The sequence below is a fragment of the Streptomyces sp. NPDC013317 genome, assembly GCF_055563155.1.
The window spans coordinates 386,732-408,327 of the sequence record NZ_JBVHDX010000005.1 but is presented as its reverse complement, the minus strand read 5'-3'; the positions used below and the strand labels follow the sequence as shown (position 1 = coordinate 408,327).

21 protein-coding genes are annotated in these 21,596 nt (G+C 73.1%); 13 read left to right on the top strand and 8 right to left on the bottom strand.

What is annotated here, in order from left to right:
• The first annotated feature begins 149 nt into the window (after positions 1 to 149).
• Positions 150 to 392 carry an alcohol dehydrogenase catalytic domain-containing protein gene (locus ACZ3IJ_RS17470; protein ID WP_467469021.1) on the top strand — a complete coding sequence of 81 codons (243 nt, stop codon included), beginning with the start codon at positions 150 to 152 and terminating at the stop codon, positions 390 to 392.
• A gap of 156 nt (positions 393 to 548) precedes the next feature.
• Here ACZ3IJ_RS17470 and ACZ3IJ_RS17465 read toward each other — a convergent pair whose 3' ends face one another.
• Complete coding sequence (locus ACZ3IJ_RS17465; RefSeq protein ID WP_467469019.1) at positions 549 to 2,042, bottom strand: aldehyde dehydrogenase (NADP(+)); 1,494 nt, start codon at positions 2,040 to 2,042, stop codon at positions 549 to 551.
• Positions 2,043 to 2,159: 117 nt separating this feature from the next.
• Between ACZ3IJ_RS17465 and ACZ3IJ_RS17460 the strand changes: the two genes are divergently transcribed.
• The 5 genes from ACZ3IJ_RS17460 to ACZ3IJ_RS17440 all read left to right on the top strand — a co-directional run bounded on the left by ACZ3IJ_RS17460 (position 2,160) and on the right by ACZ3IJ_RS17440 (position 7,493).
• A complete protein-coding gene (locus ACZ3IJ_RS17460; RefSeq protein WP_352186235.1) occupies positions 2,160 to 2,927 on the top strand; it encodes an IclR family transcriptional regulator in 768 nt (255 codons plus the stop codon).
• Between the two features lie 133 nt (positions 2,928 to 3,060).
• Complete coding sequence (locus ACZ3IJ_RS17455; RefSeq protein WP_467469017.1) at positions 3,061 to 4,047, top strand: hypothetical protein; 987 nt, start codon at positions 3,061 to 3,063, stop codon at positions 4,045 to 4,047.
• Positions 4,044 to 5,327, top strand: coding sequence for a sensor histidine kinase (locus ACZ3IJ_RS17450; RefSeq protein WP_467469015.1), 1,284 nt, complete (start codon positions 4,044 to 4,046; stop codon positions 5,325 to 5,327). The genes ACZ3IJ_RS17455 and ACZ3IJ_RS17450 overlap by 4 nt, the downstream gene beginning before the upstream one ends.
• The gene (locus tag ACZ3IJ_RS17445) at positions 5,327 to 5,974 is read left to right on the top strand and encodes a response regulator transcription factor (RefSeq protein WP_467469095.1); all 648 of its coding nucleotides are present in this window, start codon (positions 5,327 to 5,329) and stop codon (positions 5,972 to 5,974) included. Before ACZ3IJ_RS17450 ends, ACZ3IJ_RS17445 begins: the two co-directional genes overlap by 1 nt.
• A 70-nt stretch (positions 5,975 to 6,044) precedes the next feature.
• Complete coding sequence (locus ACZ3IJ_RS17440) at positions 6,045 to 7,493, top strand: peptidoglycan D,D-transpeptidase FtsI family protein (protein WP_467469013.1); 1,449 nt, start codon at positions 6,045 to 6,047, stop codon at positions 7,491 to 7,493.
• Position 7,494: 1 nt separating this feature from the next.
• On the opposite strand, the gene ACZ3IJ_RS17435 is transcribed toward ACZ3IJ_RS17440, so the two are convergent.
• The gene (locus ACZ3IJ_RS17435; protein WP_467469011.1) at positions 7,495 to 8,040 is read right to left on the bottom strand and encodes a GNAT family N-acetyltransferase; all 546 of its coding nucleotides are present in this window, start codon (positions 8,038 to 8,040) and stop codon (positions 7,495 to 7,497) included.
• A gap of 68 nt (positions 8,041 to 8,108) precedes the next feature.
• On the opposite strand from ACZ3IJ_RS17435, the gene ACZ3IJ_RS17430 reads away from it, so the two are divergent.
• The 3 genes from ACZ3IJ_RS17430 to ACZ3IJ_RS17420 all read left to right on the top strand — a co-directional run bounded on the left by ACZ3IJ_RS17430 (position 8,109) and on the right by ACZ3IJ_RS17420 (position 9,757).
• On the top strand, positions 8,109 to 8,498 hold the full coding sequence (locus ACZ3IJ_RS17430) for a hypothetical protein (protein ID WP_467469093.1): 390 nt from the start codon (positions 8,109 to 8,111) through the stop codon (positions 8,496 to 8,498).
• Between the two features lie 62 nt (positions 8,499 to 8,560).
• Positions 8,561 to 8,704: a hypothetical protein gene (locus ACZ3IJ_RS17425; RefSeq protein WP_467469009.1), complete on the top strand. Its 144-nt coding sequence runs from the start codon at positions 8,561 to 8,563 to the stop codon at positions 8,702 to 8,704.
• A gap of 63 nt (positions 8,705 to 8,767) precedes the next feature.
• Positions 8,768 to 9,757, top strand: coding sequence for an MFS transporter (locus ACZ3IJ_RS17420; RefSeq protein WP_467469007.1), 990 nt, complete (start codon positions 8,768 to 8,770; stop codon positions 9,755 to 9,757).
• 16 nt (positions 9,758 to 9,773) lie between these two features.
• Here ACZ3IJ_RS17420 and ACZ3IJ_RS17415 read toward each other — a convergent pair whose 3' ends face one another.
• Positions 9,774 to 10,904, bottom strand: a complete 1,131-nt coding sequence (locus ACZ3IJ_RS17415; protein ID WP_467469005.1) for a hypothetical protein — start codon at positions 10,902 to 10,904, stop codon at positions 9,774 to 9,776.
• A complete protein-coding gene (locus ACZ3IJ_RS17410) occupies positions 10,901 to 11,845 on the bottom strand; it encodes a 5-dehydro-4-deoxyglucarate dehydratase (protein WP_467469003.1) in 945 nt (314 codons plus the stop codon). The genes ACZ3IJ_RS17415 and ACZ3IJ_RS17410 overlap by 4 nt, the downstream gene beginning before the upstream one ends.
• A 224-nt stretch (positions 11,846 to 12,069) precedes the next feature.
• Here ACZ3IJ_RS17410 and ACZ3IJ_RS17405 point away from each other — a divergent pair, with 224 nt between their 5' ends.
• Positions 12,070 to 12,879, top strand: coding sequence for an NAD-dependent epimerase/dehydratase family protein (locus ACZ3IJ_RS17405; protein ID WP_467469001.1), 810 nt, complete (start codon positions 12,070 to 12,072; stop codon positions 12,877 to 12,879).
• 138 nt (positions 12,880 to 13,017) lie between these two features.
• Here the strand turns inward: ACZ3IJ_RS17405 and ACZ3IJ_RS17400 are convergent, their stop codons facing one another.
• Entirely contained in the window at positions 13,018 to 14,043 is a 1,026-nt protein-coding gene (locus ACZ3IJ_RS17400; protein ID WP_467468999.1) for an AraC family transcriptional regulator, read from the bottom strand.
• A 69-nt stretch (positions 14,044 to 14,112) separates the two neighbouring features.
• On the opposite strand from ACZ3IJ_RS17400, the gene ACZ3IJ_RS17395 reads away from it, so the two are divergent.
• Positions 14,113 to 14,343, top strand: a complete 231-nt coding sequence (locus ACZ3IJ_RS17395; RefSeq protein ID WP_467468997.1) for a hypothetical protein — start codon at positions 14,113 to 14,115, stop codon at positions 14,341 to 14,343.
• A gap of 45 nt (positions 14,344 to 14,388) precedes the next feature.
• Positions 14,389 to 15,606 (top strand): TerD family protein, encoded by a 1,218-nt coding sequence (locus tag ACZ3IJ_RS17390; RefSeq protein WP_467468995.1) that lies wholly within the window; start codon positions 14,389 to 14,391, stop codon positions 15,604 to 15,606.
• A 70-nt stretch (positions 15,607 to 15,676) separates the two neighbouring features.
• On the opposite strand, the gene ACZ3IJ_RS17385 is transcribed toward ACZ3IJ_RS17390, so the two are convergent.
• Positions 15,677 to 17,116 carry an alkaline phosphatase PhoX gene (locus ACZ3IJ_RS17385; protein ID WP_467468993.1) on the bottom strand — a complete coding sequence of 480 codons (1,440 nt, stop codon included), beginning with the start codon at positions 17,114 to 17,116 and terminating at the stop codon, positions 15,677 to 15,679.
• Between the two features lie 162 nt (positions 17,117 to 17,278).
• Positions 17,279 to 18,745: a hypothetical protein gene (locus ACZ3IJ_RS17380; protein ID WP_467468991.1), complete on the bottom strand. Its 1,467-nt coding sequence runs from the start codon at positions 18,743 to 18,745 to the stop codon at positions 17,279 to 17,281.
• Positions 18,746 to 18,962: 217 nt separating this feature from the next.
• Between ACZ3IJ_RS17380 and ACZ3IJ_RS17375 the strand changes: the two genes are divergently transcribed.
• Positions 18,963 to 20,810 (top strand): endonuclease/exonuclease/phosphatase family protein, encoded by a 1,848-nt coding sequence (locus ACZ3IJ_RS17375; protein WP_467468989.1) that lies wholly within the window; start codon positions 18,963 to 18,965, stop codon positions 20,808 to 20,810.
• 9 nt (positions 20,811 to 20,819) lie between these two features.
• On the opposite strand, the gene ACZ3IJ_RS17370 is transcribed toward ACZ3IJ_RS17375, so the two are convergent.
• A complete protein-coding gene (locus ACZ3IJ_RS17370; RefSeq protein WP_467468987.1) occupies positions 20,820 to 21,530 on the bottom strand; it encodes an antibiotic biosynthesis monooxygenase in 711 nt (236 codons plus the stop codon).
• Positions 21,531 to 21,596 lie beyond the last annotated feature (66 nt).

Sequence of the window (21,596 nt, the reverse complement as noted above, 5' to 3'; positions counted from 1 at the left end):
GTCTTCCTGCGGCTGCCTACGGTCGAGGACATGACGAACGCCACGAACACCGGCACGACGACGACCCGCGCCGTGCTCTTCCACGAGCTCGGCGGACCCGAGGTGCTGACCGTGGAGGAGGTGCCGCTCCCCGCGCGGGCCCGGGCGAGGTGCTCCTCCGGGTCGAGGCGATCGGCCTCAACCGCGCCGACGCGCTGTTCCGCGCGGGCACCTACTACTACCCGGCGACGCTCCCCGGCTCCCGGCTCGGCTACGAGGCCGCGGGGGTGGTGGAGGCCGTCGACCCGGACGTCACCGCGTACGCCCCCGGCGATCCGGTCATGGCGGCGGCCAACTTCGACTTCGGGGTGCACGGGGTGCACGCCGAGCACGTGGTGCTCTCCCAGGAGTAGGTGGTGCCCAGGCCCGCGGGCGTGGACGCGGTGACCGCGGCCGCCGCGTGGCTGACGTACTCGACGGCGTACGGCGGGATGGTGGAGGCGGGCGGGCTGCGGCCCGGCGACCCGGTGGTGATCACATCGTGGTGCGCGTCTGACGGCCCTGGCGGGTCAGCGGCGTGGCACGCCCAGCGGGTTGCCGTCGCGCAGCTCCGGCGGAAGCAGGTGCTGCGGGGTCGACTGGTACGTGACCGGGCGCAGCCAGCGCTCGATCGCGGTCGCGCCGACCGAGGTGGACGTGGACGTGGTGGCCGGGTAGGGGCCGCCGTGGTGCTGCGCGGCGGCGACCGCCACACCGGTCGGCCAGCCGTTGACGAGCACACGGCCCGCGAGCGGCGTGAGCTCGGTGAGCAGGGAGGCGGCCTCCGGGTCCTCGTCGCCCATCTGGAGCGTGGCGGTGAGGTTGCCGGGGAGCAGGGCGAGGAGTGCGGTGACCTCGTCCCGGGTGGCGTAGCGGGAGACCACGGTCACCGGTCCGAAGCACTCCTCCAGGAGCGCCTCGTGGCCTCCCGCGAGCAGGTCGGCGGCGTCCACGGTCAGGATGCCCGCGTTGACCGTGTGCTCGCCGCCCGCGCCGGGCGTGACGGGGGCGGCGACGCCCGGGAGTCCGGCGCGCTCGCTCGTTCCCGCGAGGAACGCGCCCCGCATGCGGTGGTCGAGCATCACGCCGGGTTCGGACTGGCTGACGGCGTCCGTGAGGGCCGACACGAAGCGGTCGCCCGCCTCGCCCGAGGGGGCGAGGACGAAGCCGGGCTTGGTGCAGAACTGCCCCTGGCCCATGGTCATGGAGGCCGCGAGCCCGGCGCCGATCTCCGCGGCCCGCTCCTCGGCGGCGGCCGCGGTGATCACCACCGGGTTGAGCGAGCCGAGTTCGCCGTGGAAGGGGATGGGCACGGGCCGGGCCGCGGCCGCGTCGAAGAGCGCCCGCCCGCCCCGTACGGAACCGGTGAAGCCGGCCGCCGCGACCAGCGGGTGGCGGACGAGCTCGACGCCCGCGTCGAAGCCGTGGACCAGGACGACCACGTCCTCGGGGAGACCGGCCTTGGCGGCTGCCCGGCGCAGCAGCGAGGCGCAGAGCTCGGAGGTGGCCGGGTGGTCGGGGTGGGCCTTGATCACGACCGGGCAGCCGGCGGCGAGAGCGCTGGCCGTGTCGCCGCCGGGGACGGAGAAGGCGAGCGGGAAGTTGCTGGCCGCGTAGACGGCGACGACGCCGAGCGGGATCTTCCAGCGGCGCAGGTCGGGCCGGGGCGGGGTGGACGTCGGATCGGGCAGGTCGACGCGTACGTCGAGGAAGGAGCCCTCGTCGACGACGTCCGCGAAGGACCGCAGCTGGGCGGTGGTGCGGGCGAGTTCACCGGTGAGCCGGACCGGGCCGAGCGCGGTCTCGGCGTCGGCCGCCTCGATGACCTGCGGCCCCGACTCGTCGAGGAGGTCGGCGGTGGTACGGAGCAGGGCGGCCCGCGCCGTACGGTCGGCGAGCGCCTCGCGGGTGGCGGCCGCGGAGCGGACGGCCCGGTCGATCTCGTCCGTTGTGGCCTCCACCGCAACCTGCTCCCGCGGCTTCCCCGTCCGGGGGTCCACACTCCACACTGGTTCAGCTGCCACCGCATGCCCCTCCGTGCGCCCTGTTCGCTATTCTGAACAAAGTTCCTGTAGATGAATCAGGACTCTATTGACGGGCGTGCCGACCCACAAGAGGCACGGGAAGAGGGGGCGAGGTCGATGTCGACCGACACGGGTGGGGCCCAGGTCAAGTCCGCGGTGCGCACGGTGGAACTGCTCGAGTACTTCGCCGGGCGTCCCGGAATGCACTCGCTGGCCGCCGTCCAGGAGGCTGTCGGCTACCCCAAGTCGAGCCTGTACATGCTGCTGCGGACCCTGGTCGAGCTGGGCTGGGTGGAGACGGACGCGACGGGCACGCGGTACGGCATCGGCGTGCGGGCCCTGCTGGTCGGCACCTCGTACATCGACGGCGACGAGGTGGTGGCCGCCGCCCGGCCGACCCTGGACCGGCTCTCCGACGACACGACGGAGACCATCCACATGGCGCGGCTCGACGGCACCAACGTGGTGTACCTGGCGACCCGTCAGTCCCAGCACTATCTAAGGCCGTTCACTCGTGTCGGTCGCCGGCTGCCCGCCCACTCCACCTCGCTGGGCAAGGCGCTGCTCGCCACCCACAGCGACGAGCAGGTCCGCAAACTGCTCCCCGAGACGCTTCCCGCGCTGACCGAGCACACGATCACGGACCGCGAGAAGCTCATCGAGGAGCTGCACCTCGTACGCGAGCAGGGCTACGCGGTCGACCGCGAGGAGAACACCCTCGGGCTGCGCTGCTTCGGCATCGCGATCCCCTACCGGACCCCGGCGCGTGACGCGATCAGCTGCTCGGTGCCGGTGGCCCGGCTGACACCCGGACACGAGCAGATGATCAAGGACGCGCTCTTCGACGCCCGCGACCGCCTGACCCTGGCAACCCGCCGCCTCTGAGCCCGGCCACGCGCCGCCGCCGCGCCCGGCGCCCGGGGCCGTCCGGCGGGCGTAGGGGTTCTCCCCCGTGCGGCGGAGGCGGTTCACCGGCGGGCAGGAGGTGGAGGAGGGGCACGCGCGGGAGCGTGGAGCCATGACGCAGACCGCTCCCCTCCCCACGTCCGCACCCACCGGCACCGGCCGCCCGAGCGCCGCCCGCCGGATCCTGCGCGCCCTGGCCGTCGTGGCCTGTCTCCCGTACATCTCGCTCAAGGTCGCCTGGGTCGCCGGCAGCGAGATCGGCATCCCGGCGGGCAGCGTGCTCCTGGAGCACCGGACGCTGCTGATCGTCGCCAACTCGGTCTCCGTGGCGATGGACGCCGTGGTGGCCGTCCTCGCCCTGCTGCTCACCCAGCCGTGGGGCCTGCGGGTACGGGCCTGGCTCCTCGCGTTCCCCCTGTGGGCCGCGACGGGCCTGCTCTCACCGATCATGATCGGCTTCCCCGCGCAGCTCGCGGTCGCGCTCGTCACCGGCCCGTCGAAGCCCGCCACCGACGGCGAACCGTTCCTCGACGACTGGGTCTTCGGGGTCGTCTACAGCGGCTTCATCGTCCAGGGGCTCGCGCTCGGCACGCTCTTCGCCCTCTACGTACGCGAGCGCTGGGCGCTCGTGTGGCGCGGCGACCTGCCCACCCGGCCCTGCGGCCCCGGTACGCGCGTCGTGGCCGTCGCCGCCTCGCTGCTCGCCCTGCTGCCCACCGCCGTCCATCTGATGTGGGCAGCGGGCTCGACGCGGGGGCTCTCCCCCGCCCAGATCGCCCGGCGCACCGACGACTTCCACGTCCTGGAGGGGATACGCGCGCTCTTCGTCGCCGTGGCCGTCATCGGCGTCCTGCTCCTGCTCTTCCGGAGCGACGGGGCGCTGTCGGTCCGTACGACCCTGGGTCTGGCCTGGATCGGCTCGGGCGGAGTCGGGTGCTGGGGCGCGTACATGCTGCTGGTGACGTTCATGCCGGACACCGATCCGACCAGGACCTTCACCGGCCTGGCGCGGCTCACCTACGCTGGGGAAATGATCACGGGGTTCCTGCTGGCCGGCTGTATGGCCGCCTTCCTGCGACGCCGGACCGCGCGCGCGTGAGATCTCCGCTCGCACCGCTGCTCGGCCGCCGCGCCCGGCTGCGCTGGCTCCATCTCATCCTGGGCGGCGCCCTGTTCATGCCCTACTGGCTGCTCGGCACGGTGGTCGTGGGGATGCTCACCGGCGAGGGGTCGACGTTCTCGGGCGGTCTCACCGTGCAGCTCGGGGCGTACGCGGTCGGCCTGCCGCTCGTCACGGTCTCCGCGCTCTTCCCGCTGACCCGGCCGATGTCGGTGGCCGCGGCGCGGGCGTTCTGCGGGGTCGAGGGCGACCGGCTCGCGGACGGACCCGCACGGGGACGGAGCGCGATGGCGCGGACGGCGGGCTGGTTCACGCTCCATCTGGGGATCGGCGCGCTGGTCAGCGGCGCGACGCTGGCCCTGCCGCCGTTCGCGGTCACGGTGATGGCGCTGCCGTTCTCGGAGTCGCTGCGGACGTCCGAGCTGACCTCGTTCTGGGGTCTGGACCGGCCCTGGCTGCAGTGGGCCGCCGTCCCGGCCGGGCTGCTGATGCTCCTCGCGCTCACCACCGTCGCCGCCGGCACAGGAGCCCTCCTCGCCCGGCTTGCACCGCTGCTGCTCGGACCGAGTCCGGCGGACCGGCTCGTCGCGGCCGAGCGGCGCGCCGCCGAACTGGCGGTACGCAACCGGCTGGCACGCGAGCTGCACGACTCCGTGGGCCACGCCCTGAGCGCGGTGACGCTCCAGGCGAGCGCGGCCCGCCGGGTCCTGGACACCGACGTGGAGTTCGTACGGGAGGCCCTCGCGGCGATCGAGGAGACGACCCGGCGCACCGTCGGCGAACTGGACTCGGTCCTGGGCCTGCTGCGCGAGGGCGAGGACGGCGGGGAGCTGCCCGCGCCCCGGCTCGACGCGCTGGACGCGCTGGTGAGAGGCGCCGGGCGGCAGGTGGAGCTGACGGTGGCCGGGGCACTGGGCCGGGTGCCGGACGCGGTGTCGAGGGAGGCGTACCGGATCGTCCAGGAGGGGCTGACGAACGCGGCACGGTACGCGGGCGGGGAGCGCGTGACGGCGCGCCTCGCCCTGGACGACGACGAGCTGGAGATCACGATGGAGAACCCGCTGCCCGCACGGGCCCCGGTGGCCCGTCCCGACGGCGGCCGCGGTCTGCGCGGCGTCGCCGAACGCGCCCGGCTGCTCGGCGGTACGTCCGAGGCCGGCCGGGTGGCCGACGTCTGGCGCCTCGCGGTGCGCCTGCCGCTGGGGAAGGCGACCGCTCCCGGAGGCGGGCCGAGCGTGGGACAGGAGGCCGGCCGGTGATCCGGGTGGTGCTCGCGGACGACGAGCGGATGGTGCGGACCGCCCTGCGGGTGATCCTCGACGCCGAGCCCGACCTGGAGGTCGTCGGCGAGGCGTCCACGGGGGCCGAGGCGGTGTCGGTGGTGCGCGGGGCGCGGCCGGACGTGGTCCTGATGGATGTGCGCATGCCGGAGATCGACGGGATCCGGGCGACGGAGCAGATCCTGGCCGGGATGGCGGAACCGCCCCGGATCGTGGTCGTGACGACCTTCGAGAACGACGCGTACGTCTACGACGCGCTCCGGGTCGGCGCGGCCGGTTTCCTGCTGAAGCGGGCCGGCGCGGACGAGCTGGTGGACGCGGTCCGGCTGGTGGCCCGCAGCGACTCGCTGCTCTACCCGGCGGCGGTACGGGGCCTGGCCGCCGAGCACGCCCGCCGCCGGCCCCCGGCGGCCCCGCCCTGGGCGGCCCGGCTGACCGAGCGGGAGGCGCAGGTGCTCCGGCTGGTGGCGACGGGGCTGACGAACGCGGAGATCGCCGGGCGGATGGGGGTCGGCCCCGCGACGGTGAAGACGCACGTGGCGGCGGTCCTGGCCAAGACGGGGGCGCGGGACCGTACCCAGGCCGTGATCGTCGCGTACGAGTCGGGTTTCGTGAGCCCGGGATGAGATGAACGTTTCCTGAGAATCGGGACACATCAGGAACGCGGCGCCCCCGCTCGCTCGTCCCGCATATGGGATGAACAAGACGATCAGGCGCGCCTCGGCCTTCTCGCTGCTCCTGGTGCTCGCCCTGCTGGGCCGGGCGACCTGGGTGCAGGCGTACGAAGGCAAGGCCCTCGCGAACGACAAACAGAACCGGCGGCAGGTCATGGCGCAGTACGCCCAGCCGCTCGGGAACATCGTCGTGGCCGGTTCGCCGGTCACGGGCTCGAAGCGGACGGAGGGCGGTGACCTCGCGTACAAGCGTGACTACACCGACGGCGAGCTGTACGCGGCCGTCACCGGGTACAGCTCCCAGGCGTACGGCGCCACCCAGCTGGAGGGGATCTACTCCGACGTCCTGGACGGCACCGACACCCGGCTGAAGAACCCGCTCGACGCCCTCACCGGCAAGCAGCAGGAGCCGGGTGATGTGCTCACGACCATCGATCCGGCCGTCCAGAAGGCCGCGCACCAGGCGCTCGGCGACAACAAGGGCGCGGCCGTCGCCATCGACCCGAAGACCGGCAGGATCCTCGGGATGGTCTCCACCCCCTCGTACGACCCCTCCGCGATCGCCGGTCTGACCGACGGCGCCACCTGGAAGGAGCTGACGGGGGACGAGGACAAGCCGCTGGTCAACCGTGCCCTGAGGCAGCCGCTGCCGCCCGGCTCGACCTTCAAGCTGGTCGTCGCGGCAGCCGCCCTGGAAGAGGGTCTGTACGGCTCCGTCGACACGGCGACCGACAGCCCGAACCCGTACAGGCTGCCCGGCTCCACCCGCGACCTGGAGAACGAGAACCCCTCCGCGCCCTGTGAGGACGCCACGATCCGCACCGCGCTCCAGTACTCCTGCAACAACGTCTTCGCCAAGATCGCGGTCGATCTCGGCCAGGACAAGGTGAAGGCGATGGCGGAGAAGTTCGGCTTCAACGACGAGGAGCAGGACGTGCCGGTACGCGCCTACGCGAGCGTGTACCCGTCCGGGATGGACAAGGCGCAGACGGCGCTGACCGGTATCGGCCAGTTCGACGTGACGGCGACCCCGCTCCAGATGGCCATGGTGTCCGCGGCGATCGCCAACGACGGGCTCATGGCGGCGCCCCACATGGTCTCGAAGGTGGTGGACTCCGACGGGGACACCCTCGACTCCTTCGAGGACGGGGACACCCGGCGGGTCGTCTCGTCCTCGACGGCGGAGCAGCTGCGCAGCGCGATGGTGACCGTGGTGGACAAGGGCACGGGCTCGAACGCGGCGATCGGCGGCGCCGAGGTGGGCGGCAAGACGGGCACCGCCCAGCACGGCGAGAACAACAGCAAGACGCCGTACGCCTGGTTCACCTCCTATGCGAAGGACGCCGACACCGGCAAGGAGGTCGCGGTCGCGGTGCTGATCGAGGATTCGGGCGCGGCGCGCTCGGAGGTCAGCGGCAACGGTCTGGCGGCCCCGGTGGCGCAGAAGATGATGAAGGCGGCGCTGAAGTGACCTACCGGTCCAGAGGCCTTGCCATGAACAGGGCGGTCTCGTCCTCGGACGCGGTCCCGGTGTAGAGGGTGGTGTCCAGGCCGCAGAGCCGGAAGCCCATGCGCCGGTAGGCCCGTACCGCCGGGACGTTGACGCTGGTTACCTCCAGCCAGGCGGTGCGGGCGCCGTGTTCGCGGCCGTGGGCGAGGGCGCGGCGCATCAGCTCGCCGCCGATGCCGCGGCCGCGGTGGTCGGGTCCGACGGTGAGCTGGTGGACGACGAGCCGCCGGTTCCACTCCTCCACGCCGACGGCGATGAACCCGACGGGTGTCCCCTCGGCGTCGACGGCCACGATCTCGTGCCGTTCGTCGTCCGCTCCGCCGTCCCCCGGCTCGTCCTCCGCCGGGAAGACCTTGACCAGCGGCGGGTCGACGGCGACGAGCCGCAGCCCGAACCCGACGTCCCCGGAGGCGACTTCGTAGACGTACTCGGTGGTGAACGAGTCGTCGAGCGCGGCGAGGGCCGATTGGTCGGCAGGCCCCGCGACACGATATGCAAGGTCACGCATGAGCCGAGCATAGTTTCGAACCGCGGAGGACCGCCGTGCGACTGCCCCGTTCCCTCTCAGGCTGGACCATGGCCGTCTTCGGCCTGCTCGCCGCCGCGCTGGGGGTGGTGGGACTGGTGTCGCCCGATGCCCTGCTCGGCCTGATGGGCTTCGACCCCCTACCCGACGGGAGCCGGGCGGACGGGGACCACACCCTGGTCTTCCTCACGGCCTCCTCCATGGCCGCGCTCAACATGGGCGTGTACTACATCCTGGCCGCGCTGGCGGACTGGAAGGCGTTCTTCCGCTGGACGGTCCCGTTCCGGCTCCTCACCTGCGCCGTCTTCACCCTCGCCGTCGTCACCGGACGCGCCCCGTCCGGCTTCCTCGGCGTGGGCCTGTGGGAGGGCCTCGGCGCCCTGGTCACCTGGGCCGCGCTGCGCCACGAGGACCGGGCGGGCTCGAAGGCCGTGGCGTGACCCCGCCCCTCTAGGGCATCTGCCCGATCCGCCCGCCCCGCCTCAGAGGCCAGGCTGCGGGCATGAAGTGGACTGCGGGTCTCTATCTGTCCGGGGTACTGGTGTCGGGCTTCGGCTCGACGGCGATGTGGCTGGCGTCGGGGATCTGGGTCAAGTCCCTGACCGGTTCGGACAGTCTGGCGGCGCTGACCGTGTTCGCCCTGTGAGCGCCGTCGCTCGTCGGGCCGCTGCTCGGCGCGGTCGCCGACCGGGTGCGGCGGCGGCCCCTGATGGTGTGGTCGAACGCGGCGATGGCGGCGCTGCTGCCGGTCCTGCTCTGGGTCGACCGGGCGGACCGGGTGTGGCTGCTGTTCGCCGTCCTCGTGCTGTACGGGATCCAGGGCACCGTCCACGACGCCGCCGAGGTCGCGCTGGCGGCGAGCGCGCTCGACAGGCGGCACCTCGGGGACTTCAACGGGCTGCGGACGACGGTCGGCGAGGGCGTGAAGCTGGTCGCCCCGCTCGTCGCGGCGGGTCTCTTCGCGCGGTACGGCGCCGGGCCCGTGGCGCTGCTCGACGCGGTGACGTTCGCGCTGGCCGCGGGCCTGTTCGCGCTGATGCGGATACGGGAGGAGAGGCCGGTGCGCCCGGCCTCGGCACACTGGCTGCGCGACACGGGCGAGGGACTGCGCACGATCCTCGCCTCGTCCGTCCTTCGCCCGCTCGTCCTGGCCGGGTCGTTCACGATGCTGCTCGCCGGGGTCAACGGGGCGGCGATCTACACCGTGGTGGATCAGGGGCTCGGCCACTCCCCCGCGTACGCCGGGGTGTTGTACGCGGCGCAGGGCGCGGGCTCGGTCGTCACGGGGGCGGCGGCGGGGCCGGTGCTGCGGCGCGTCCCGGGGCGCTCGGCGGCCGCCGCGGGGCTGGCCGTCTTCGCCGTGGCGGCCGGCCTGCGCGCCGTCCCCTACGACGGCGTGGCGCTGATGTCGAGCGGGCTGATCGGGGTGGGCCTGCCGCTCGTCCTGATCGCCGTGATGACGGCGGTCCAGCGGGAGGTCCCCGGGGACGCCGTGGGCCGGGCGGCGGCGACGGCCCACACCCTGGTCTTCGTCCCGAACGCGATCGCCCTGGCGCTGGGCGCGGGCCTGGTGGCCCTCGTCGACCTCCGGGTGCTGCTGCCTCTGCTCGCCGTCGCCGGGCTCGCCGGGGCGAGCGCCCTGGCCGCCCGTGGGGCGGCTGCCGGGCGGGTCGACGCCCCGGCGCGGACGGACGCCTGAGGCGTCCGCCGGTACCTCAGCCGAGCGTCCGCAAGGCCTTCGCCACCAGGGCGAGATCGGTGTCGGAGGCCAGACCCGCGTGGTAGAGGCGGAGTTCGGTGGCGCCCTCGGCCGCCGCCCGCCCGGCGTCCTCGGCGAGCGTGGCGGGGGAGCCGCCCATGCCCGTCACCACGCCGATGTTGGCCGCGAGGACGGTGCCCGGTCGGGCGGCGCGGGCGAAGGGGGCCACGGAGGCGGCCGGGGTGACGACGCCGTCCGCGACCCCGAGGACGTGCGCCGGGTCGGTTCCGGCGTTGGCGCCACAGCGGTACGGGAGCGGGTCCGCGTGGAGCAGGACGCGGAAGCCGGGCGCGGCGGCCGCGCGGACGGCGGCGACCGCGGCCTCCTGGAGGGTGCGGGCCGTCCGGGTGCGCCAGGCGAGCACCGGCTCCTCGAAGGCGCCGAGCCCCCGTGCCGCGCCCCCCGCCCACACCGGCTCGAGCGCGTTCCGCACGGCCGCGGCCAGCGCGTCGGGATCGACGGCCTCCTCCCCGTACCCCTGCCTGCAGGAGGGGCAGAAGCAGAGGGACATCAGGTACTGCTCGCGGTCGCCGAGCGCGACGCCCGCGGTCTTGTCGTGGGCGTGGAGGTGGGCGAGGCCGTACCAGCCGCAGGACTCCAGCTCGGTGCCGGCCGCCCCAGGCCGTACCGCCGCTTCGACCGCCAAGTCCACCAGGTAGGCCCGGACGTCCGGTCGGGCGATGCAGGGCGCCCAGGGGTAGCGGTCGCCGTAGGCGTTGACGACCGAGGTCGCCGGATGGTCGGCGCCCAGACGGGAGTTGTGGGCGAGGACGACCCAGCTGTGGACCTCGAGCCCGGTGTCCGCGAGCGCCCGCGCCGCCTCGCCGTAGGCGTCACCGGGCGCCCACTCGCCCGCCTCGTACGGCCGCAGCCCACGCCCCGACCAGCGGGCGCCGTCCGGCGGGTAGAGCACGGCGGCGTGTGCGGCGGTGACGACGCGGTGCCCGGGGTGCCGGGGCGTCAGGGCGCGGGTGGAGTGGTACGCCGAGGCGAGCGTGACGCTCGTCACGCCCAGCTCCGCGAGGCGTCCGGGCGCGGCCGGGTCGCCGACGACGTCCCACGGGTAGACGAAGGTCCCGGTCCTCACGCGTCGCCCCCGTGCTGCGTGCCCCCGAGCAGCGCGCGTCCGCGCTCGATGATCGTGGCGAGTTCCTTCAGGTGCTCGGGGGCGGGCTCGCTGAGCGGCGGCCGTACCTCGCCGACGTCCAGGCCTCCCATCCGTACCGCTGCCTTGACGAGGGAGACGGCGTAGCCCCGCCCCTTGGCGCGGAGTTCGACGAGCGGCCGGTAGAAGCCGTCGATCAGCCGTTCCACGGTCGGGTCGTCGCCGGCCGCGAGGGCACGGTGGAAGGCGAGGGCGATGTCGGGGGCGAAGCAGAAGACGGCCGAGGAGTAGAGGGTGACGCCGATGCCCCGGTAGGCGAGCCCGGTGAGCTCGGCGGTCGGCAGTCCGTTGAAGTAGAGCAGGTCGAGGCCCTCGGAGCGCACGGCGCTGATGATGCGCTGCATCAGGTCGAGGTCGCCGAGGCCGTCCTTGAGACCGATGATCCCGTCGGTCCGGGCCAGGGCGACGGCCGTCCCGGGGGTGAGGATCGCGTTGTCGCGCTGGTAGACGATGACGTCGAGGGAGGTGGCGGCGGCGAGTTCGGTGTAGTGCCGCAGCAGTCCTACCTGGTCGGCGACGACGAGGTACGGGGGCATGGCGAGCAGCCCGTCCGCGCCCGCCTCCTCGGCCAGCCGCGCGTACCGGACCGCGAGCGCCGTGCCGTAGCCGGCTCCGGCGAGGACGGGGACCCGGCCGGCGGACTCCTCCACGGCGGCGGCGACGCAGGCGTGGAACTCCTCGGGGGTCAGGGCGTGGAACTCGCCCGTGCCGCAGCAGGCGAAGACCGCGGCGGCGCCCGCCTCGATGCCCGCGTGGACGTGCGCGCGGAAGAGGTCGAGGTCGACGGTGCCGTCCGGGGCGAAGGGGGTGACGGGGAAGAACAGCAGGCCGTCGAGCCGTTCGGCGAGCGGGGCTGTGGTCACGGGCGCTCCCAGAGAAGTCCGTCGTGCACCGTCGTGCACAATTCTGATTGTCGTCCATATTCTTGAACACCTGCACGCTAGAACAGCCCCGAACTGCGGGTCAAGGCTCAAACCCGTCCCGGACGTGCGGTCTTGACGGAGTGTGTGCACTCTTGACGCTCGACGAGCACCCTCCCTACCGTGTCCACGGTTGTGAATACGATCCATGGACGGAGACTCCTCGCATGCCCACACCCCGTACCGTCCTGCTCACCGGCGCCGCCGGCGGCGTCGGCACGCTGATGCGCGCCCTGCTGCCCGCGTACGGATACGAGCTCCGCCTGCTCGACGTCGCACCCGTCGAGGGCGCGCCGGACGCGATCGTCGCCGACCTCGCGGACCGGGAGGCGCTGCGCGAGGCCGTCCGGGACGTCGACGCGGTCGTCCATCTCGCCGGGATCTCCCTGGAGGCGGAGTTCGAGAAGATCGTCGCCGCGAACATCACCGGACTGCACCACCTCTACGAGGCCGCGCGCGAGGAGGGGGTGGGCCGGATCGTCTTCGCCTCCAGCAACCACGCCGTCGGCTTCACCCCGCGCCCGCGCGAGGACGCCCCGGTGATCCCCGTCGACACCCCGCACCGCCCGGACACCTTCTACGGCCTGTCCAAGTGCTTCGGCGAGGACCTCGCCCAGTTCTACTGGGACAAGCACGGCCTGGAGACCGTCTCGGTGCGGATCGGCTCCTGCTTCCCCGAGCCGACCTCCGTGCGCATGCTGTCGATGTGGCTGAGCCCGGCCGACTGCGCGCGGCTGCTGCACGCGGCGCTCACCGCCGAGGGCGTGGGGCACACCGTGGTGTACGGATCCTCCGCCAACACCCGGCTGTGGTGGGACCTCTCCTCCGCGCGGGCGCTCGGGTACGAGCCGCGGGACGACTCGGAGCCGTACGCGGAACGGATCATCGGCGAACAGGGGCTGCCGAAGGAGGACGACCCGGCCCACGCCCATGTGGGCGGCCACTTCTGCACGGAACCCCCGCGCTGGCCGCACTGACGGCGGACGGGCGGAGGCGGGGGCGGCGGCGGGGGCGGGGGGTCTTACACGGGCCCGGCCGGACTTTTGCGGGGGCGCCGGCCGGACCCGGGTCACAGCATGCTTGGCACACGCGACAGAAGGAACGTTACGGCTGCCTCATGTGCGGCTGCGATCCGCTGAGCGCGGCGACTGTCCGCGGAACGCGGCGGATCCGCCGGCGGCGCCTCGCAGTGTCCGCGAAGGCGTCTCCCCGAAGCGGGTCCGGTACTGCGCCGCGAACCGGCCGTGGTGCGCGAACCCCCAGCGCCAGGCCACCTCGCTCACGCTCAGCTCGCCCGGCTCCGCGCCCCGCAGCTCCTCGTGGACCCGTTCGAGCCGCACCTGACGGACGTACGCCATCGGCGACATACCCACGTACTCCCGGAACGACTCCTGAAGCCGGCGCACGCCCACCCGTGCGAGACCGGCGAGTTCGGTCGTGGTGAAGGGGTGCTCGGGGCGGGCGCGCACGGCGTCCATCGCCCGCTTGACGGGCGCGGGCCGCAGCGGTTCGCCCGGATGGGCCAGCTCGTCGCGCCACGGGTGTTCGGCCGCGAGCAGCAGCCCGTTGAGCAGCGCCTCCTGGAGCGGCACCGCCACCAGCGCGTGCTGGGCCAGGCTGTCTCCGGCCAGCGCCTCGCTCGCCACCTGACGCGCGAGGCGCACCCAGCTCAGGCCGGGGCCGCGGGTGGTGTCCAGGCGCGGCGCGAAGGCGAGGCGGCCGCGCGGCGGGCGCCCGAGCAGCGCTTCGAGACGTTCGTGCAGCGCGGCCGCGTCGATCTTGACGGAGAGGGTGCGGCAGTCCCCGCTCCAGCGCTCCAGGACGGTGTCCCCGCACGGGTCGAGCAGCACCGCCTCGGCTGCCGTCGCGACGACCGGGGCCGCGCCGCCCTGGCGCAGCTCCATCGTCCCGCCGAGCGGGGCGTTGACGTGGAAGGCCCCGAGCTCCCCGAAGCGCATGCGGACGTCCGCGCCGCAGGACAGGTCCCCGATGACGAGCGGTCCGAGGGCGACGGTGTCGAACCGCGCCGCGAACGGCCGCTCGCGCCGCTCGATGACGTCCATGAAGTTGGCGTAGTACCGCGCGTCGATCTCCTGCCGCGCCTGGTCCACGTCCTGCGTACGAAAAGAGCTCCCACCCACGAACGGAAGAATACGATCCGCTCGAATATTCATATGACGGACCTGCCCGGGACCGGCAGGATGCCCGTCATGCCACAACCCCAGGGATTCAGCTACGGACAGCGCGCGGACGGCACGGTCGTCATCACCCACCGAGGACGCGCCGCCGGGACCCTGCGCGGCGGCCGCGCGGAGAAGTTCCTGGCGGAGGTGGGGGCGGGGGACGCCCAGCTCGTCATGGCGCGCTGGACGGGCGCGTACAGGTTCGGCAACGAGCGCACGGCCCGGGACCACCCCCGTAACCGGAGTGGCCGAAGGTAGGGAAGGTAAGGGAACGGCAAAGCTGTCTCGCTCGTTAGCCCTGGCATGACCGCTATGACCCCCGGCTCGAACATCCCGCTCTCCGCCGCGCGCGTGGCGGTGGACGTCGCCGCTCCGGTACGGCTCGACGTCTCGGGCCTCCTGCTCAGCGCCGACGGCAAAGTCCGCTCGGACGACGACTTCATCTTCTACAACCAGCCGGCCGGCCCCGGTGTGACCTACCGTTCCGGCGGTGGCTCGGCCCCGGACGCGATCGTCGTGGACACCGGCGCCGTGCCGGCCGGCATCGAGAAGATCGTCGTCACCGCGAGCCCCGACGCCGCCGGCCAGACCTTCCAGGGCGTCGAGCCGACCGCGACGATCCGCAACGCGGACGACGGCAGCGTCCTCGCCACCTTCACCCCGCCGCAGCTCGGCACGGAGACGGCCCTGGTGGTCGTGGAGATCTACCTGCGCAACGGCGCCTGGAAGGCCCGTGCGGTGGGTCAGGGGTACGCCGACGGGCTTGCAGGCATCGCCACCGACTTCGGAGTCTCGGTCGACGAGGAGCCCGCGGCCGCGCCCGCGGCCGTCCCGGCACCCGCGGCGCCGGTCGCGCCTCCGGCGGCCGCGCCCGTGGACCCGCGGGTCGCCGCCCCCACGCCTCCCCCGCCGGCCGCTCCCCCGGCGGCCCCCGCCTCCACCGGCAAGATCAACCTGGACAAGGGCCGGGTCAACCTCCAGAAGAACCAGACCGTGTCGCTGGTCAAGGGCGGCCGCCCGCTGCTCTCCCAGGTCAAGATGGGCCTCGGCTGGGAGCCCGCCTACCGCGGCAAGGACATCGACCTGGACGCCTCGGTCATCGCGTACGGCCCCCAGCGCAACCACCTGGACAGCTGCTACTTCGGCAAGCTCTCCATCCTGAGCGGGGCGATCAAGCACTCCGGCGACAACCTGACCGGTGAGGGCGCCGGCGACGACGAGGTCATCGTCGTCGACCTCGGCCGCCTCCCCGCCGACGCCACGGGCCTGGTCTTCACCGTCAACTCGTTCTCCGGCCAGAAGTTCACCGAGGTCGCCAAGGCGTACTGCCGGCTGATCGACGCGGCGACCGGCGAGGAGCTGGTCCGCTTCGACCTGACCACGGCCGAGCCGCAGACGGGCGTGATGATGGCCAAGCTCATCAAGCAGTTCACCGGCGAGTGGGAGATGACGGCGATGGGCGAGTTCGTGAAGTCGCGGACCGTCCGGGGCATGGTGAAGCCCGCCGCCCAGGCGCTCTGAGGACACCGGACACGCGGAAGGGGCCCGCCGGTCACCCGGCGGGCCCCTTCCGTCGTTCCGCCGGACCGGGTCAGCGGCGCGGCTGGCGGCGCCACGGGCCGGTGACGGCGACCATGATGCCCGGGTCCTGGATGTTGGCGTAGAGGGTGTCGCCGTCGGGCGAGAAGACGACGCCGGTGAACTCGCTGTCGTTCAGGTCGTTGCGGGCGATGGGGTAGGTGCGCCCGCGCTCGGTGGCGCCGAAGAGGTGCTGGACGCCCTCGCCGTCCTCGGCGATGACGAGACCGCCGTACGGGGAGACGGTGATGTTGTCCGGGCCGTCGTAGGCGCCGTCCTCGTCCGGGTTCGCGTTGACGCCCAGGAGGACCTTCAGGGTCAGGGTGCGGCGCTTGGGGTCGTAGAACCAGACCTGGCCGTCGTGCGCGGCGCCCGGGCTCTCGTCACGGGCGTACGAGGAGACGATGTACGCCCCGCCGTCGGCCCACCACATGCCCTCCAGCTTGCGTGCGCGGGTGACCTCGTCGGGGCCGAACTGCTCGCGGACCTCGACCTCGCGGCCGTCGCGGTCGGGGACGTCCAGCCAGTCCACGCCGTAGACGGTGCCGATCCGGGTGGCGCGGGAGAGGTCGTCGACGAAGCGGCCGCCGGAGTCGATGCAGCGGGGTGCCTGGAGGACGCCTGCGTCGTCGGCGAGGGTACGGAGCCTGCCGCGGCCGTGTTCGAAGCCCTTCGGCGGCACCCAGCGGAAGAAGAGGCCGTTCGGCTCGGAGGCGTCCTCCGTGAGGTAGGCGTGCCCGCGCTTGGGGTCGATGACGACGGCCTCGTGGTCGTAGCGGCCGAACGCCTTGATCGGCTTGGGGTCGCGGTTGGCGCGGCGGTCGCGGGGGTCGACCTCGAAGACGTAGCCGTGGTCCTTGGTCATGCCGTTCTCGCCGGCGCGGTCGGAGTTCTCCTCGCAGGTGAGCCAGGTGCCCCAGGAGGTCCGGCCGCCCGCGCAGTTGGTGGAGGTGCCCGCGATGCCGACCCACTCGGCGACGGTGCCGTCGCGGTGCACCTCGACGACGGTGCAGCCGCCGGACGCGGCGGGGTCGTAGACGAGGCCCTCGGTCAGCGGGACCGGGTGCGTCCAGCCGGAGCGCTTGCCTTTGAGCTCGTGGTTGTTGACCAGGAGGGTGGTGCCGCGCGGGCCCGCGAAGGTGGCGGTGCCGTCGTGCTTCTGCGGGGTGAACTCGCCGGACTCCAGCTTGGTGACACCGCTGTGGGTGATGACGCGGTACGTGAAGCCGGCGGGGAGGGCGAGCACGCCTGCGGGGTCCTCGACGAGAGGACCGTAGCCGAGCCGGTGCCGGTCGCCCGAGGCCGCGAGGTCGTCGGCGTGGTCGTCGAGCCGGTCGTCCGCGGTGGCGAGCGCCTCGGGTGCGGTGGCGAGGGCGGCGACCGATCCGGTCAGGACGAGCCCGGCTCCGGCGGCGGTGGACTGCTTGGCGAACTCTCTGCGGTTGAGGGGCATGGCGTGGTCGTCTCCCTGTCGTCACCCGGTGTCGGGCACACGGTCCCGCCCACGCACGAACGAGAGTTGAACGGAGAGGCGCCCCCCGATGAACTGCGCCCCGGCGGAGGGTACGAGGTGGGCGACGGCCGCCCCGGCGCCGCCCACCTCGCAGGCCGCCGGCTACGACCCCGTGCGGGACCGTGCCTTGAAGGCCGCCTTGCGGGCCTCCTTGGCCGCCGCCTTGTCGGGGTGGAGTCGGCCCATCGCCTCCAGGACCTCGGCCGTCGCCGGGTGCTCCACGCGCCAGGCCGCGTCGAAGAAGCCGCTGTGGCGCCCGGTCAGCCCCTCGATCAGCTCACGGAGTTCGTCCAGGTCGCCCCGGGCGTCCAGCTGCGCCGCGATCGTGTCGATCGCCAGCCAGAAGATCATCGACTCCGACGGCGCCGGCACGTCCGCGGCCCCGCGCTCCGCGAGCCAGACCCGGGCGAGGCCGCCCAGTTCGGCGTCGTCGAGCACCTCCCGTACGGCCGGCTCCGCGTCGGCGCCCACGAGGGAGAGCGCCTGCTGGCAGTGGAGCCGGCGCAGCGGCGAGCCCGCGTCGGCGCCCCGCGCCGCGGCGAGCAGCTCCCGCGCCGCGCCCACGGCGTCGCGCCCGGCCAGCCAGCCCACGGTCTCGGCGCGCGCCGCCGGCTCAGGGTAGACCGCGAGACCGTCGAGGAGCACGTCCGCTCCCTTGTCGGCCAGTTCGCCGACGGCCGGCGCGTCGACGCCCGCCTCCAGCATCCTGGCCCGTACGCCGTAGAGCCCGAGCGGCGTCAGCCGGACCATGCCGTACCGCGTGACGTCCTCGTCGTCGACCTCGTCGATCCGCGCGGTGGGCTCCTCGCCCTCCTCGACCATCAGCGCCTCGTCGACGGGCTGGTACTCGACGAGTCCGATCGGTTCGAGCAGCCGGAACTGCTCGTCGAGGCGCATCATCGCCTCCGAGACCTGCTCCAGGACGTCGTCGGTCGGCTCGCCCATGTCGTCGGGGACGATCATCGACGCGGCGAGGGCCGGCAGCGGCACCGGGCCCTCGCCCGGCCCGCCCTCGCCGACCGTCAGCAGGTACAGGTTGCCGAGCACGCCCTCCAGGAACTCGGCCTCCTCCTCCGGGTTCCAGTCGAGCAGCTCGAAGTCGATCTCGCCGTCCTCGCCGATGACGTCCGCCAGGTCGTCGAGGACGGGCGCGGTGGCGTCGGCGAAGACGACGTCCAGGCCGTCGAGCCAGATCGCGAGGACGTCGAGCGGGGCGCCGCCGGTGAGGAGGCCGAGGTTCTCACCCGGGGCGACCGCGCCGAGGGTGTCGTCGTCGCCGCCGTCCTCGCCGCCGTCCTCGACGTCGATGAGCCCGGTGTCGACCGCGAGGCGCCATGCCTCGCTCGCGTACGCCTCGCCGTCCTCGTCCGACGCGAGCCCCAACACCTCTGCGGCGGCGGGCAGTTGCTCGTCGACAAGTTCACCGCCGGCGCCGACCCTGGTCTCGGGCCCGGCCCAGCGGGCGAGCCGGGCCGCCCGCGCCAGGAGGGGTGCGGCCAGGGCATCCCGCGCCAGCTCCGCGTCCGAGTGCAGCTGAACGGGGGGCAGGGTGGGGCGATCCGGTGCCATCTGGGGTCTTCTCCTCGAAGGGCCTGCGAGTCCGGGGGGCCGGTCGTGCGGTCGGCGAACGGACTTCAGCGTAGACGCATTTCCCGTCCGGCCCGCCGGTTCACCGAGGCGTCAGCCTTCGTACACCCGTCGACTCTTGACAAGTCCACCGCTCAGCCAAGAGATTGACGCGCGTAGATACATCGACCGTTCATCCAAGCGCTTCCGGAGACCCCTGATGCCTTCCTCCATACCGAGATCCGCGGCCGTGGCCGCCGTCGTGTCGGCCGCCCTCGCGGCCGGACTCCTCGCCGGCTCCACCGCCTCGGCGGACACCTCGACGGAGACCGCCGCCGGTGTCCGTATCCACGACATCCAGGGCACCACCCGCGTCTCGCCCCTCGTCGGCACCCAGGTCACCGGCGTCACGGGGATCGTGACCGGTGTGCGCACCTACGGTTCGCGCGGATTCTGGATCCAGGACCCGCAGGCCGACGGCGACCCGGCCACCAGCGAGGGCCTGTTCGTCTTCACGAGCTCGGTGCCGACCGTCGCGGTCGGCGACGCCGTCAGCGTCAACGGCACGGTCGGCGAGTACGTCCCCGGGGGTCTGAACTCCGGCAACCAGTCGCTGACGCAGATCTCCAAGCCCACGGTCACCGTGGTATCGCAGGGCAACCCGGTCCCGGCCCCCGTGACGATCTCGGCCTGGTCCGTCCCGGACGCGTACGCGCCCGAGGGCGATGCGGCCGCGGCCGGCTCCATCAACGGCCTCACCCTCGAGCCCCGGCGTTACGCCCTGGACTACTACGAGTCCCTGGAGGGCACCAACGTCCGCGTCGGGACCTCGCGCGTGGTGGGCGCCACCGACCCGTACTCCGAGCTCTGGGTGACGGTGAAGCCCTGGGAGAACCGCAACTGGCGTGGCGGCACGGTCTACGGCTCGTACGACGCGCAGAACACCGGCCGGCTCCAGATCCAGTCGCTGACCCCGATCGCCCAGCAGCCCTTCCCGACGGCGAACGTCGGCGACGTGCTCTCCGGCACGACCGAGGGCCCGCTCGACTTCAACCAGTTCGGCGGCTACACGCTGACGGCGCGCACCCTGGGCACGGTCGTCGACCGCGGCCTGGAGCGCGAGGTCACGGACCGGCAGCACAAGAACGAGCTTGCGGTCGCGACGTACAACGTCGAGAACCTCGACCCGTCCGACCCGCAGAAGAAGTTCGACGCGCTGGCCGCGGCCGTGGTGACGAACCTGGCCTCGCCCGACATCCTCGCCCTGGAGGAGATCCAGGACAACAACGGCGCCAAGAACGACGGCACGGTCGCCGCCGACCAGACGCTGAAGAAGTTCACCGACGCCATCGTGGCGGCCGGCGGCCCGGCGTACCAGTGGCGCTCGATCGACCCGGAGAACAACAAGGACGGCGGCGAGCCCGGCGGCAACATCCGCCAGGCCTTCCTCTTCAACCCGGAGCGCGTCTCGTTCACCGACCGCGCGGGCGGCGACGCCGTCACCGCGACGGGCGTCGTGCGCGGCGAGGGCGGCGCGCCCGAGCTGACCCTGTCGCCCGGCCGGATCGCCCCGGCCGACACGGCCTGGGAGAGCAGCCGGAAGCCGCTGGCGGGCGAGTTCACCTTCCGGGGCCGCACGGTCTTCGTGGTCGCCAACCACTTCGGCTCCAAGGGCGGCGACGAGTCCCTGGTCTCGCACCATCAGCCGCCGGTCCGCTCCTCGGAGGCGAAGCGCCTGCTGCAGGCGCAGGCCGTCAACGCCTTCGTGAAGGACGTGCTCTCGATCCGGAAGAACGCGGACGTCCTCGTCCTCGGCGACATCAACGACTTCGAGTTCTCGGAGACGACGAAGGCGCTGACGGACGGCGGGGCGCTCTACCCGGCGGTGAAGTCCCTGCCGCGCAGCGAGCGCTACTCGTACGTCTTCCAGGGCAACAGCCAGGTTCTCGACCAGATCCTGACCAGCCCGGGAATCGGCCACTTCGAGTACGACAGCGTCCACATCAACGCGGAATTCGCGGACCAGAACAGCGACCACGACCCGCAGGTCCTGCGCTTCCGCCCGTGATGCCGCGCGTTACGCGCCCGCGCCGAGGCTCAGCGCGGGCGCGTAGCGCCGCACACCACCGCCCACCACGCCCGGGTACGCCCGCACCTTCGCCCACTGCGGCGTCGACGAGCCGATCCCGTCCCCGGGCCGGGCGAGCGCCTCGATGTGGGCCCGCTCGCTCTCCCACTCCGCGTAGTTGAGGATCCTGGTCCCGTCGGTGGAGAGGTGGAAGTGGCCCGAGATCCCGCCGGGCGCGGGTGACGGGTCCGTCTCCAGCGCCTCGAAGACCCCGTCCACCCAGTCGCGCTGCCGGGCGGCGTCCGGTGCGTCGAACTCCACGTCGACGATGACGACACAGCCGGGGATCCTGGCATCGGCCGGCGCGATGGACCGGTACGGCGGGGCGTACCGGTGGAGTGCGACGCGCTCGATGCCGGGCACGGCCGCGTCGATCTCGGCGTTCCGCTCGTCGCGGAAGGCGCGGACGAAGTCCTGGTACGCCTGCTCGCCCGTCCACTGCGAGTAGTGGAGCAGGGTGTCCCCGTCGGTTCCGGTGTACACGGAGTACGAGAGCAGCCCGGCGTCCGGCCAGTCCCGGCGCTTCCACGCCTCGGCGATGGCGTCGACGGCGGCCTTCTGCCGCTCGGGCGTACCGACCCGCCAGGTGCTGGTGAGGACGAGTCCCACCCCGGGGCGGCGCAGGTCGGGACGGGCGGCGGGCTGGGCAACGGCGTTCATGGGGTGACCTCCTGTCGTCGGTGACCCCAGTCTTCGACCTCGACCTTGCTTGAGGTCAAGTCCTCG